16 protein-coding genes are annotated in these 13,851 nt (G+C 34.3%); 14 read left to right on the top strand and 2 right to left on the bottom strand.

Features of this window, described 5'->3' with window-relative positions:
- Positions 1 to 44: 44 nt before the first annotated feature.
- Positions 45 to 539 (top strand): Uma2 family endonuclease, encoded by a 495-nt coding sequence (locus ACQUQZ_RS02105; protein WP_435353047.1) that lies wholly within the window; start codon positions 45 to 47, stop codon positions 537 to 539.
- Between the two features lie 47 nt (positions 540 to 586).
- On the opposite strand, the gene ACQUQZ_RS02110 is transcribed toward ACQUQZ_RS02105, so the two are convergent.
- A complete protein-coding gene (locus ACQUQZ_RS02110) occupies positions 587 to 3,037 on the bottom strand; it encodes an ABC transporter permease (protein ID WP_435353048.1) in 2,451 nt (816 codons plus the stop codon).
- Positions 3,038 to 3,121: 84 nt separating this feature from the next.
- Between ACQUQZ_RS02110 and ACQUQZ_RS02115 the strand changes: the two genes are divergently transcribed.
- Positions 3,122 to 3,787 carry a DinB family protein gene (locus ACQUQZ_RS02115; protein ID WP_435353049.1) on the top strand — a complete coding sequence of 222 codons (666 nt, stop codon included), beginning with the start codon at positions 3,122 to 3,124 and terminating at the stop codon, positions 3,785 to 3,787.
- A gap of 219 nt (positions 3,788 to 4,006) precedes the next feature.
- On the opposite strand, the gene ACQUQZ_RS02120 is transcribed toward ACQUQZ_RS02115, so the two are convergent.
- Complete coding sequence (locus tag ACQUQZ_RS02120; RefSeq protein ID WP_435353050.1) at positions 4,007 to 4,273, bottom strand: hypothetical protein; 267 nt, start codon at positions 4,271 to 4,273, stop codon at positions 4,007 to 4,009.
- A gap of 202 nt (positions 4,274 to 4,475) precedes the next feature.
- On the opposite strand from ACQUQZ_RS02120, the gene ACQUQZ_RS02125 reads away from it, so the two are divergent.
- From ACQUQZ_RS02125 to ACQUQZ_RS02180, 12 genes are all read left to right on the top strand, one after another.
- Entirely contained in the window at positions 4,476 to 5,036 is a 561-nt protein-coding gene (locus tag ACQUQZ_RS02125) for a helix-turn-helix domain-containing protein (RefSeq protein WP_435353051.1), read from the top strand.
- A 40-nt stretch (positions 5,037 to 5,076) separates the two neighbouring features.
- Entirely contained in the window at positions 5,077 to 7,446 is a 2,370-nt protein-coding gene (locus ACQUQZ_RS02130) for an ATP-binding protein (protein WP_435353052.1), read from the top strand.
- On the top strand, positions 7,419 to 7,880 hold the full coding sequence (locus ACQUQZ_RS02135; RefSeq protein ID WP_435353054.1) for a response regulator: 462 nt from the start codon (positions 7,419 to 7,421) through the stop codon (positions 7,878 to 7,880). The genes ACQUQZ_RS02130 and ACQUQZ_RS02135 overlap by 28 nt, the downstream gene beginning before the upstream one ends.
- Before the next feature lie 204 nt (positions 7,881 to 8,084).
- Positions 8,085 to 8,399: a hypothetical protein gene (locus tag ACQUQZ_RS02140; protein WP_435353055.1), complete on the top strand. Its 315-nt coding sequence runs from the start codon at positions 8,085 to 8,087 to the stop codon at positions 8,397 to 8,399.
- 87 nt (positions 8,400 to 8,486) lie between these two features.
- Positions 8,487 to 9,176 carry an OmpA family protein gene (locus tag ACQUQZ_RS02145; RefSeq protein ID WP_435353056.1) on the top strand — a complete coding sequence of 230 codons (690 nt, stop codon included), beginning with the start codon at positions 8,487 to 8,489 and terminating at the stop codon, positions 9,174 to 9,176.
- A gap of 84 nt (positions 9,177 to 9,260) precedes the next feature.
- Positions 9,261 to 9,845 (top strand): porin family protein, encoded by a 585-nt coding sequence (locus ACQUQZ_RS02150; RefSeq protein ID WP_435353057.1) that lies wholly within the window; start codon positions 9,261 to 9,263, stop codon positions 9,843 to 9,845.
- Positions 9,846 to 9,924: 79 nt separating this feature from the next.
- Positions 9,925 to 10,143: a hypothetical protein gene (locus tag ACQUQZ_RS02155; RefSeq protein ID WP_435353058.1), complete on the top strand. Its 219-nt coding sequence runs from the start codon at positions 9,925 to 9,927 to the stop codon at positions 10,141 to 10,143.
- 14 nt (positions 10,144 to 10,157) lie between these two features.
- Positions 10,158 to 10,541: a hypothetical protein gene (locus tag ACQUQZ_RS02160; protein WP_435353059.1), complete on the top strand. Its 384-nt coding sequence runs from the start codon at positions 10,158 to 10,160 to the stop codon at positions 10,539 to 10,541.
- Between the two features lie 38 nt (positions 10,542 to 10,579).
- Complete coding sequence (locus ACQUQZ_RS02165) at positions 10,580 to 10,936, top strand: hypothetical protein (protein WP_435353060.1); 357 nt, start codon at positions 10,580 to 10,582, stop codon at positions 10,934 to 10,936.
- A 67-nt stretch (positions 10,937 to 11,003) separates the two neighbouring features.
- Positions 11,004 to 11,900, top strand: coding sequence for a DnaJ C-terminal domain-containing protein (locus ACQUQZ_RS02170; protein ID WP_435353061.1), 897 nt, complete (start codon positions 11,004 to 11,006; stop codon positions 11,898 to 11,900).
- A 12-nt stretch (positions 11,901 to 11,912) separates the two neighbouring features.
- Complete coding sequence (locus ACQUQZ_RS02175) at positions 11,913 to 12,269, top strand: hypothetical protein (protein ID WP_435353063.1); 357 nt, start codon at positions 11,913 to 11,915, stop codon at positions 12,267 to 12,269.
- 472 nt (positions 12,270 to 12,741) lie between these two features.
- Entirely contained in the window at positions 12,742 to 13,803 is a 1,062-nt protein-coding gene (locus ACQUQZ_RS02180; protein ID WP_435353064.1) for a class I fructose-bisphosphate aldolase, read from the top strand.
- Positions 13,804 to 13,851: the final 48 nt, after the last annotated feature.

Here is a 13,851-nt window from a genome sequence, read left to right on the forward strand (position 1 = left end):
TTAATTATTTATTTTATATTTGTTTTAAAAAAAATCTTTTAATCATGGATTTACTATTAGAAAATTGGGCAGAACGTGAAATGACCGCCTACGAAATCGAAAGAGGAAAGCCTATGCCAAGTTTTAACCATTCCTATATTCAGAATAATCTTATTATTGAGATTAATATAAGTTTCCGAAAAAAATTTACCACAATGCCAGAGCTTACTTTGGAAATGCCAGAAAAGCCAAATTGTGTACCCGATATTTCGATTTTTCCAAAGATGATTGCCAATTTTCTGCATGATAAAATTACTTTTGCCGAAATGCCAATTACAGTTATTGAAATTGTATCCCCAACTCAATCAATTGATGAAATTCTTCTAAAATTTGAAAGATATTTCTTTGCAGGTGTACAATCTTGTTGGCTGGTTCAACCAAGCCTTAAAGCAATTAACGTCTATTCTCAAATAGGAAAATATCGATATTTTAATGACGAAATGATACTTATTGACCCTACAACTGGTATTGAGTTAAACTTGTCAGAAATATTTCAATAATGCCATTATGCTATGCCGTTGTCAGTATCCTTACTGACAACTTTTTATTACTCCGTTTTCAAACTTTCTACAGGATTATGTCTTGCTATTCTAAAGGTTTGAGGTATGATGGTGAGAAGCCCCAAAATCAATAAAATAATCGAACCAAATAGCACAGTTCCAATGGTAATGTTTTCTTTTACTACCATAAAATTCAGCCACATATTATTCAAGAAAAACGAAAGTGGTGCAGCAATAAGAATGGCTAATGCCAACATTTTTAAAAATTCTTTCGATAACATAAAGTTCAAACTCAACTCGCTCGCTCCCAATACTTTTCTGATGCCAATTTCTTTGGTACGGCGTTCAGTAGTATAAATGGCCATTCCAAGTAAGCCAAGGCAGGCAATGGTGATAGCTAAAAATGCCAATAGCCCAATGACCGAAACCAAATCGAAGATACCTTGATTGGTATTGGCTAAAGTTTCTTCATAGTATTCATATTTAATTGGGTGAATAGGGTCAATCACTTTCCACGAATTGGTAATATCAGCCATGACAGATTTTACATCGTTTGATGCAATTTTTACCGATACATATTTTAAAGCTGTTGGATTGGCGTGTAATACAATTGGCCCAGTTTCTCGAGCAGAAAACAACAAAAAGAAAGTAAAATCTTTGAATACGCCAGCTACTTGTACGTTTTTGCCATCTAAAAGATAGCTTTGTCCAATCATTTCACTTGGGTGCTTAAAGCCAAATTTTCGGGTGGCTTCTTCATTTACCAAAATCGTATTAGACTTGCCTTCATTGTTGGTTTCAATGTTTTTGCCGTAAAGCATCGGGATTTCCATTACTTTTGTAAAATCTTGGTCAATCGCTAAGTTGATGGCATTGTAAGCAGTTTCTTTTCCAGGCACTTTTAACTCAAGTCCATCGTTTCGTCCTGTTGATGGAAGATAGGCACAAGCAGCTATGTCTTTTACACCTTTTACATTTCTCAAAGTATTCTTAACCAATTGATAATCATTGCTTTGCAAGCTGATATTAACAACGTTTTTAGGGTTGAAACCATAGTCGAATTGCATATAATGTTTGAACTGGTCATAAATCACGATAGAAGTAACAATAAATATAAGCGAAATAGCAAACTGACTCACTGTCAGAACTCTACGAAAACCCCATTTACCCAATCGGGTATTACTCACTTTTTTAATCATTTCGATTGGGCTTGATTTCGATAATTTCATGGCTGGATAAATACCAGAAATAAAACAGATAATTAGGCTGAAAATGAAAAAGGCGAGGTAAACATAAACATTAAACTTCAAGTCAAACTTCAAGTATTGATTAATCCAAAGGCTTAGAAAGGCATTTTTAAGGAAAAACAAAAAGAAATTGGCTACGATTAAGGCTAACAAAACGGTAAGAAAAGTTTCACTTAAAAACTGCACAATGAGGTCTTTTCTATTTGCTCCGATTACTTTTCGGAGACCGATTTCGCCCGAACGAGTGAAGCTACGGGCAATAGAAAGGCTCATATAATTTAAGCAAGAAGCCAATAAAATGACCAAAACGAGTCCACCTAAAATATAATAAACAAACATCGGCAAAGTTTCTACATCTGAATTATTGACTACTGGGCCAGGGTTTATTTCGGTCAATCGCTGGAAATATAAGCGAGATTCTTTTACTTGTGGATTGGTACTTTCCTTGAATTTTTGTTGAGAAATTTGATCTAAGGCAAGACTAAGGTCTTTTTCAGTAGCATTTTTACTCAAAAGAGCATAAACAAAAGCCAAGTGGTCGGTGCTCCAATTATTAGAAAGATTTTCTATTTTGCTTGCGATAGTCGAGTCGGAAGGTGTTTTACTTTCTTTATATAAAATGTCCAAAGATGATGCCGACACGATGGCATCAAATTCGAGGTGTGATTTGAAATCAGTTTCAGCAAAAACACCTGTAATGGTATAAATTCCCCAATCTACAGGAGACTTGCTTTCATCACTTCTATCGCTATATCGAATCGTTTTGCCTAATGGATTTTCATGCCCAAACAATTCTATGGCTTTTTGATGGCTTATTACCAAAGAATTCGGTTTTTCTAATGCTGTATTTGCATCGCCTGATGCTAAAGGATAAGAAAAAACTTTAAAAAATGAAGGTGTAGAAAAATAACCTTTCAATGCTGAGTAATGCAGATTATGAACAGCATCGCCATTAATGCCTTTTCTCAAAAGAACAGTTTCTTCGATGGTAGGATAATCAGTTTTTAATTTATTAGCTACTGGAAAAGGAATGGTAGCTCTGAGATTCGTACGATTCAAGGGCGTTGAGACCAAACGATAGATTCTGTCTTTATTTACATGAAATTGGTCATAGCTCAATTGGTCGCTATACATGAGTATCATAAGCATAGATACCGACATCGCCACCGCCAGTCCAAAGATGTTAATTAAAGAAAAAGCCTTGTACTTGACAAGGTTTCTCCAAGCGATTTTGATGTAATTTTTTAGCATAGCTTTTTCATAATTTACTATATATTAGCTAATGTTATGCCAAAAGTATAAATACTTGATTGTCAATTATTTATAAATAAAAAAATGCCAAAAAATGTCCGAAAACGGACAAGTTTAGTACGCCTTCGGACATTGGGTTCTATTGAAAATCAGGGCGGAAAAATATTTTTTAAAATTATAAAATGCACTGACATAGGGTTGTCAGTAGGACCTATTTTCTTTGTGTTATTAATCAAAAAAACAGCAAGAATTATGTCAATGATTGAAATGTACCTCAAAGAATTGGAGCAAGAATCGCTTACTACTCGCAAAATGTTGTCTATCGTACCAAACGATAAATATGACTGGCAACCACATCCCAAAAGTATGACTATTCGTAGTTTGGCTACTCATATTGCCGAATTGCCCACTTGGATAACTTTGGCATTAACGACTGACGAGTTGGATTTTGCTTCTGCTCCTTATAACCCTGTAATGATTAATAATACCAATGAGTTAATGGATTTATTTGAAAAATCATTGGTTGATGGTAGAACACATTTAGTAGCTGAAAATGAAGAAAAATTATCAGAACCTTGGACTTTGAGAAGTGGAGATGAAATTTTTATGAAACAGACCAAAGCCGAAACTGTTCACCACTCTCTGTGTCAGATTATTCATCATAGAGCTCAATTAGGCGTATTTTTGAGATTATTAGACATACCAATTCCAGGAAGTTATGGCCCAAGTGCCGACGAAATGGGTCTCTAAATAGTGCTAAAGCACGATGTAGAATTAAGAATGTAGAATGCTGATTATCAGTATTCTACATTCCAAGTGAAATTGATGATACAAAATTAAACTAATAAATTTTAGCTCATTAAATCCCGTAGGAATTTAATGGGAAGGTTGTTTATTATATAAATTAACCTTAGCACTTAGTATAATTAAGAATGCGGTAACTGAGCGAAGCCGAAGTTCGATATTCTTTTATTCTTTTGCTTTTAAACTATCCATTTTTGCATCAGCTGCCACAGCAGCAGCAGTGGATGAATCTTTTTCAAAATAAGCCTTTCTCTCGCTATCCTTCACGACTGGAATCTTGTTGCCGAAAGTAATAAAACCTGCTATATAGGCAATTACCATCAAGGCAACAAGAAGTCCTATTCCCCATGCCCAAAACTTCTTGTAGTTTAATTTTTTTTCCTCTTTTATTTGGCTACTCCCTTCTATGTATGCTCTGTCTTTTTTATTCATGGCTGTGTGTTTTAAATGATTAGTAAATCCAATAAATATTTTAATGAGTCGAAAGATAGAACTTTAACGAACGCTCACCTTACAAATGGATGGTAATGTGTGAATTATGTAACATATTTTTTGAATTATATAAACTTTCTTGTTTTAATATGCTCACCTTTACAAATGCCTAATAGCTATAAAGAAAAGGATTAATATAAGTATGAAATTATATATCAAATATATGGTGAGTAATCGCTGCAAGATGATGGTGAAAAAATCTTTGAAGGAGCTTGGATTACACTTTATTGTAGTTGAATTAGGTGTAGTTGAGGTGATGGAGAATATTTCCACTGAGCAACGAGAGCAACTAAAAATAGCTTTGCTTGATGTAGGACTTGAATTGATGGATGATAAAAGAGCTATGCTAATCGAAAAAATCAAAAATGTCATTGTCGAAATGGTGCATCATTCCGATGAATTACCCAAAACAAACTTTTCTGACTTTATAAGTACAAAACTGAACCATGATTATACATATTTGGCAAATCTATTTTCGGAAGTACAAGGAACTACCATTGAACAATTTATTATTTCACATAAAATCGAACGGATAAAAGAGTTGATTATTTATGGTGAATTGAACATCACTGAAATTGCCAATAAAATGAATTATAGTAGTGTAGCACATTTATCTGGGCAATTTAAAAAAATGACGGGACTTTCGCCATCCCATTTTAAGCAATTGAAAGATAAGCGGAGAAGCCCCATAGAAGAGATTTAAAAGCAATAAAAACCATTATTTTACAAGACAATAAATTGATATGATAGGGAACGGCAAGGGAATGGAGTCAAACCAACTAATTATTGCTAATAAAAAACTTGCTTTTCAGAATGGTGAGAAAGTGAAGCGTGCGGCTGAATTAAGAATTGCAAATAAGGAACTTGCTTTTCAGAATAGAGAGAAAGAAAAAAGAGCACTTGAGTTAATTATCGCTAATAAAGAACTTGCTTTTCAGAATGATGAAAAAGAAAAACGGGCTGATGAATTAATTATCGCCAACAAAGAGCTTGTCTTTCAGAATAATGAAAAAGAGAAACGGGCAGCCGAATTAAAAATTGCAAATAAAGAACTTGCCTTTCAGAATGATGAAAAAGAAAAACGAGCAACTGAACTAAGAATTGCGAATTATGCCCGCAGTCTTATTGAAGCCAGCCTTGACCCATTGTTTACCATTAGTCCCGCAGGGAAAATTACTGATTTGAATAACGCATCGGTGAATATCACTGGAGTCTCACGTGAAAAATTAATAGGAACTGATTTTTTTGATTATTTTACTGAGCCTGATAAAGCACGAGAAGGTTATCAGGAGGTTTTTGCCAAAGGTTTTGTTGCTGACTATCCTTTAACAATCAGAGATCATAAGCAAACAGATGTATTGTTCAATGGCTCAGTTTATAAAGATGAGCAAGGAAATGTGCTTGGAGTGGTGGTGGTGGCAAGAGACATTACCGAACAAAAAAGAATTGAAAACGAACTGATAGAAGCAAGAGTATTTGCCGAATTGGCAACGGTCATTGCAGAAGAAGCCCAAAATAAAGCCGAAAATGCTGTGAAATCAAAACAACAGTTTTTGTCAAATATGAGTCATGAGATTCGTACACCGATGAATGCAATTATTGGATTTACGAAGGTGGTACTAAAAACAGATTTAACAGCAAAGCAAAAAGAGTATTTGACTGCCATCAAAATAAGTGGCGATGCTTTAATCGTACTGATCAATGATATTCTTGATTTGGCAAAAGTAGATGCAGGTAAGATGTCATTTGAGCAAGTGCCTTTTAAAATGGCACTTTCAATTTCGGCAATGTTGCATTTGTTTGAAACAAAAATTCAAGAAAAAAACTTAAAATTAGTCATTGAATATGATAAAAAGATTCCAGAAGTTTTGCTTGGCGACCCTGTGCGTTTGCATCAAATTATCTTGAATTTGGTGAGCAATGCTGTAAAATTCACATCAAAAGGCAAAATCACCGTAAGTGTTCGTTTACTCAATGAAGACAAAGAAAAAGTAAGTATAGAATTTGCTGTGAAAGATACAGGTATTGGCATATCAGATAGTAAAATAAGTACGATATTTGAGAATTTTCAACAAGCTTCCAGTGAAACTTCAAGAATTTACGGAGGAACAGGCTTAGGACTTGCCATTGTCAAGCAATTGGTTGAGCCGCAAGGAGGTTGCATTCGAGTAGAAAGTATAGTAGATGAGGGTTCTATTTTTAGTTTTACATTAAGTTTTCAAAAAACCAAAGCTGACGCAGAATTAGTGTCAGAAATGATGGAAATGGATGCAGAAAATAAGCACATAAAAATACTAGTTGTAGAAGATATTGCTCTCAATCAATTACTAATGCGTACATTATTAGATGATTTTGGATTCGACTGTGATATTACGGCCAATGGAAAAATTGCCATTGAAAAGTTAATTTCAATTTCGCAAACCAACAGCGATTTGGATTTGATTGGTGAGCAAAATCGAACCACAGCTACCAAACCTTATGATATTATTTTGATGGATTTGCAAATGCCAGAAATGAATGGCTTTGAGGCAACAGAATACATTAGAAATGTATTAAAATCTGATATTCCCATTATGGCCTTGACAGCAGACGTAACAACCGTTGATTTGGAAAAATGTAAAGCTGTGGGAATGAATGACTATATAGCCAAACCTCTTGACGAACGATTATTATACACTAAAATAGTGAGTTTAGTAAAAAAGTCAACACCTGTGAAGGCAAGCAAAATTAAAGAAAACGAAGAAAGTGAAAAAGTGAAATGTATAGATCTTAGTTACTTGATTCATCGAACAAAGGCAAATCCACAGTTGATGCTGCAAATGATTTCGCTTTATTTAGAGCAAACACCGCCATTAATCAAAGCCATGAAGCAAAGTTTAAAAGATGAAAATTGGGATTTACTTCATTCGGCAGTACACAAAATGATCCCTTCATTCTCAATTATGGGAATCAGTACAGATTATGAAAATATAGCAAAAAAAGTGCAAGAATACGCAAGTATCCAACACCAAACTGATGGAATTTTAGATTTGGTTTTGAAACTCGAAAATGTTTGTATGCAAGCTTGTGAAGAATTAGAAGCAGAATGGAACAAGATAAAAAATACCAAATGATGGAAACCCAAAATAAAATAAAACTTTTTCTGGTAGATGATGATGCTGTATTTTTGAAATCATTAGAAATTGATTTCTTACAACACGCCGACTTTGAGATTGAAACTTATGCAACAGGTGAACTTTGCATTGAAAACTTAGCAAATAAACCAGATGTAATCATATTAGATTACCACCTTGATGGCATTGATAAAAATGCGATGAATGGGCTTGAAACTTTAGATAGAATAAAAAAATCAGATACAAGTATTCCAGTGGTGATGCTATCATCACAAGACAAAATAGATGTAGCAATCAACTGTATGCACCATAAAGCAACCGATTATGTAGTAAAAAGCGAAACCGCTTTTATGCGTTTACAGCAAATTATTACGAAGGTATTTCACTATCAAAAAATAGAAAAGCAATTGAATTGGTACATGGATAGAATGTAAAAATACTCGAATAGAACAATATTTCAGGAAAGCACTTTCATAGTAATAGGAAAGTGCTTTCCTATTTTTTTATCAGAAATGTGTGAAAGATATAAACTTTTACGAAAGTTATGTAACACTTCCCAGCTCAATACTATTGACCTTTGCATAGTGGAAATCAATTCACAATGTCCCGTCATTTACGGGGAATAATTACTAATCAAAATGAAAAAAATAACACTATCTATAGTGACATTATTTATGTTAATGTCTTTTATTCCAACAGAATTGAGAGCTGAATCAAATGCAGCTCCAATGGAAAAATCTAAAAATGTTGAATCAGCCGAAGCAAAAGTTTTACTTAATCGTTTGAGCGAAATCAAAGCAATGGATAAGTCAAAAATGACTTCAAGCGAAAAGAAACAATTACGCAAAGAAGTTCGCACTTTAAAAACAAATCTTGCAAGCCTTAATGGTGGAGTATATCTTTCTGTTGGTGCAATCATTGTTATTATATTATTACTCATTCTTTTACTTTAAAGTATAAAAATTTCAATGTATTGATTTGATTATTAAGTACTTATAATTGAATCAATATTTTATTTCTACACTATAAAACAAATAAAAATGATGAATAAAGTAGTTTTTTCTTGGATAATCTTTTGTGTGATGTTTGCAGGATGCAAAACCACACAAAGTCAGACAAAAAAGAAGATGAATAAGACCGAAAAAGGAGCCGTTATTGGTGGTTCTTCGGGAGCTGTAATCGGTGGTATTATTGGCAATAAAAAAAATAATACTGCACTTGGTGCCATTTTGGGTGCAGCAGTTGGTGGTACAATAGGTGTCATTATCGGCAATAAAATGGATAAACAAGCCAAAAAAATACAAGATGATTTAGGAAAAGCGGCAACAGTTGAACGTGTAGGCGAAGGTATCAAAGTAACTTTTGATAGTCAATTACTGTTTGATTTTGGCAAAACCGACGTAAAAGAAGCAAACAGAGAAGATCTACGAAAACTTGCTGAAACACTTACGCAAAATCCTAATACCAATCTGCTTATCGTTGGCCATACAGACGATGTTGGTTCAGCATCTTTCAATCAGACCTTGTCTAAAAATCGTGCAAGGGCTGTTTCATATCAACTTACTTCTGCGGGTGTTAGTAGTCGCCGCCTTAAAGTAGAAGGAAAAGGTGAAAGCCAACCAACGGCATCAAATGAAACAGATTTTGGTCGTTCACAAAATCGTCGGGTCGAAATTGCTATTTATGCCAACGACAAAATGAAGACTGAAGCACAGAAAGAAGTAATGTAATGAAAGAATGAAAAAATAATTTGTGACAACTCGTTTGTCAACTACATTACCTATATCGTTCAACCGATTTAAAAATAAAATAATATGAAGAATAAACATATCATTGTTGCTGTTTTGATGCTTATCGCGTCAACTTCAGTATCTCAGGCACAAATCAAGTTTGGTATTCGGGCGGGTCTCAATGCCAGCAATGTTTCATTTCCGAATTTGCCAGATAGAAAAGAACGCTTTGGCTTCCATGTTGGTGCTTTCGCCGATGTGCCTGTCTCGCCCAATTTCATGTCGATACAACCTGAATTGAGTTATTCAGTAAAAGGTGCTGGCTTCAAGTTCTTGAATGAACGCCAAACCGTAGATCTGAATTACATAGATTTTCTTGTACCAGTAGCGTTTAAATTAGATGCTTTCGACTTACAAGTGGGACCTTTTGTATCCTATTTAATTTCTTCCCCAAATTATAAATTTTATAATGATAACACCGTGATGGTTAATGCTTTTAAGAAGGTTGATGCTGGGTTGACGGCTGGTTTGAGTTATAACTTTAGTAAAATAATCGTTGGGGTTCGATATAATCAAGGCTTTATTGATGTAACACAAGATAATTCACGTCCTTTTTTAGGAAGTGGAAAAAATGCAGTAGGGCAAGTTTCATTAGGTTACAAGTTTTAGTGTTTTGTGGTGATAATATGAATCGCTTTTACGAGTATTTATGTAAAAGCGATTTTTTTATTTTTAACAAAAAAATACTATGAAAACAGAAAAAGAACTCAATGCCGATATTCTCAAAATCACGATGTTGATTCAAGATAAATTCCCTGAATTATCGAAATATATCGCCGAAATGCCTGTGACGATTCCAAACGAAGCTACTCCTGAGATTACAATTAAAATTTTAAAAGATTACTACGAATCATTGGCTATCCTGCTAAAAGACTATGATGCAAATCATAGTTCCAATCTTAAATAAAACATAATATTGTCATGACAAAAGTAAAATATTTAGGTATTTGGATGGATCATTCAACTGCTTATTTAATGGGGTTTTCGACAAATCCGATTGAAACAAAAATTATCAAATCTAACTTTTCGCATGAAGAAAAAGAACTTAGTATGACTAAGGGTGAAAACCGAATGCACAACAAAGAACAACAGCAACAAGCGGCCTATTATAAAGAGTTGGGAGAGGCTATCATCAATTATGAAGAAGTGGTGCTTTTTGGCCCAACTGATGCAAAAGTTGAGTTATTGAATATTTTAAAAGCAAACCATCACTTCGATAAAATCAAAATTGAAGTAAAGCAGACTGATAAAATGACTGAAAACCAGCAGCATGCTTTTGTTAGAGAATATTTTTCAAAACACTAATTTCTACTTAATCCTCGTCGAACTTAATTCAAGCGATTATGAAAAAGAAAACCGAACCCCAATTGTTGGAAAAACAATTGGAGAAAGATGAAATAATTAATTTTCCAGGTTATCCACTTTATCCTGCCAGTGAAGATATTTATAGTAAATTCCGCAAAGATTTATTGATTGACCCCGAAGATGCCTCCAAAATGAAGGAGTCAATGGATAGTGCAAAAGTGCATACCCGCAATGAAAAAGATTTTGATGATGACAAATCAGGAGATGATTTAGATGTTCCTGGCTCAGAATTAGATGATGAACAAGAAAGTATTGGTAGCGAAGATGAAGAAAATAATTACTACAGTTTAGGTGGTGATGACCATAATGATTTAGAAGAAAACAGAGGTGAATGATATTTTATTCATTATTTAGAGTTTTGATTATCAGAGATTTATCATCCATATCTTAACCCTTACTACCATGGATAATAAAGATTATTATAAAATATTAGGCATTGATAAAAAAGCAACACCAGAAGAAATAAAAAAGGCTTATAGAGCTTTGGCAGTAAAGTATCATCCCGATAAAAATCCAGATAACAAAGAAGCTGAAGCAAAATTCAAACTTGTCAATGAAGCAAATAGCGTTTTAAGCGACCCTGAAAAGCGGAAAAAGTATGATGAGTTTGGTGAAAATTGGCAACAATACGAGCAATCAGGAAACCAAAAAGATGGAAACCCATTCGGAGGAGGAGCGGGCGGTCAGCAATACAATGGTCGAGCTGAAGGATTTGGCGGGCAATCAGATTTTTCGGATTTATTCGAACAATTTTTTTCGGGAAAAACAAGAGGCGGTGGTTCCAAACAAAAAAGAGGTGGTGATTATGAAACAGAAATGTTAATCAGTTTGGAAGAGGCCTATCAAGGTACAAGTAGAATTATTGAAGTTGAGAACGAAAAACTACGTATTACTACGAAACCGGGAGCTTATACCGACCAACAATTACGCATAAAAAGCAAAGGTGCAAAAGGAAGTAACGAAGCAAATCGAGGAGATTTATTTGTAAGAGTTCGTGTAAAACCACATCCACAATTTACTCGCAAAGGCGATGATTTGTACTATACACAAGTCATTGATTTATATACGGCTGTTTTGGGTGGTGAAATCCTAGTCAATACCTTGTCAGGCCAAGTAAAGATAAAAATTACTGAGGGAACTCAAAATGGTAAAATGATTAGATTAAAAGGAAAAGGAATGCCCGTTTATGAGAAAATAGGCTCATTTGGTGATTTTTATATTCAATTGCAAGTACAAATTCCAGAGAAATTGAGTGATAAGCAAAGAAAACTGTTTGAAGAATTAAAAATAACATTATAATTTTTTATTCCAATGAAAACCGAATACATCACCCTTTATTCTTCTAATGAAGAGCAAGCTGCTTTAGGCGAATTTGAAGATGCCTTTTACAATTCTTTGCGTCGATATTCGCTTCGACATTTGCCGTTTGTTGAAGAGGTTTCGCAAGAAAAAATATTGGAAGCATTACAAAAATCATTGCAGGTATGTCAATTGGCTGGAATTAATAGTAAACAGCATTTTAAGCAAATCTACATTTATGATGACAACATTAAAACGATTCATATAGATTGGAAAATGAGTAAAAGAGCAGTAAATTTGATGGCAACACAAATTGCTACGCTCAACGAGAAAACCGCTCGTTGGCTGTGGGAATTGTCAGAATATTAATTGACAAATTTTATCGGAATACCTCATTATGCTTACGAATGCTCCAAACAAATTTCGGCATAACACAAAAATTATACTTTGCCTAGATGGTCGTTTTTGGAGTTCATGGTTCTTATAACCTTCTTGATACTATTGTATGGTTTTAAATTAAAAGAATCATCATTTCAAACAGGTTGGTTTATCGAGTCAGTACTTTCGGAGTTATTTATTCTATTTATTATACGAACACACAAAAACTTTTTAAAAACAAACCAACTAATTCTTTATTTATTTTGAGCATTATTGGCTTAATTCTTACAATTTCTCTACCATATTTGCCCTTCGCTGATGATATTGGCTTAGTACCTTTACCATTCATTTACTTAGTTTCTATGTTGTTGATAGTTGTCGTATATATTGTTACGGCAGATATATTAAAAGTTTGGTTCTTTAAAAAATATGGAAATTCGTAGTTTTTTAAATAGACAAGAAGATGAAAAATATAAGGCAACTATTAGATTTACTCGGTGATGACAAAGAAAATTTGTTAAATCACGTTTGTAAAACCATTCCAAAAGAACAAATCAATTTACCAAGCTCCAACCATGTTGATGATTTTTTCTTGCCAAGTAATCGAAATGGACAAACACTCAGAAGTTTGGCTCAACTTTATCAACATGGCCGACTTGGAGGTACGGGCTATCTTTCCATCTTACCTGTTGACCAGGGTGTTGAGCATACCGCAGGGAGTTCTTTTTCGCCCAATCCTATCTATTTTGACCCTGAAAACATTGTAAAACTTGCCATTGAAGCAGATTGTAATGCTGTGGCTTCAACAATGGGTGGCTTGGCGATGCTTTCGAGAAAATATGCACATAAAATACCGTTTGTGGTAAAGCTCAATCATAATGAATTAATGACCTATCCCAATAAATTTGACCAAATTATGTTTGGTAGTGTGCGTGATGCTTGGAATATGGGAGCTGTGGCCGTTGGTGCAACTGTTTATTTTGGTTCAGCCGAATCTGATAGACAAATGATAGAAGTTGCCAAGGCTTTTGAAGAAGCTCATAGCTTAGGTATGGCAACTATTTTGTGGTGTTATACTCGAAATGACGCTTTCGTGAAAGATGGTGTTGATTATCATACTGCTGCCGACCTCACAGGACAAGCAAATCATTTGGGCGTAACTATTCAAGCCGATATTATTAAGCAAAAAATGGCAATCAATAATGGAGGATTTACAACAATAAAATTTGGTAAGGCAAATGCTCTTATGTATGACAAGCTATGTAGCGACCATCCAATAGATTTATGTAGATATCAGGTTTTAAATTGTTATTCGGGAAGAATTAGCATGATAAATTCTGGTGGAGAATCGAAAGGAGCATCGGATTTGACGGAAGCAGTACGAACGGCAATAATCAACAAGCGTGCAGGTGGTGCGGGCGTGATTATGGGTAGAAAAGCCTTCCAACGGCCATTTTTTGAAGGTGTTGAGCTGATACATGCTGTACAGGAAGTGTATCTAACTAAAGAAATAAAGATTGCTTAGTATCAATCGCCAAGCAGTTACCTGACGATTCTCTATTGCATTAAACTA

Origin of the sequence: Emticicia sp. SJ17W-69 (genome assembly GCF_051209875.1) — a bacterium.
GTDB lineage: Bacteria > Bacteroidota > Bacteroidia > Cytophagales > Spirosomataceae > Emticicia.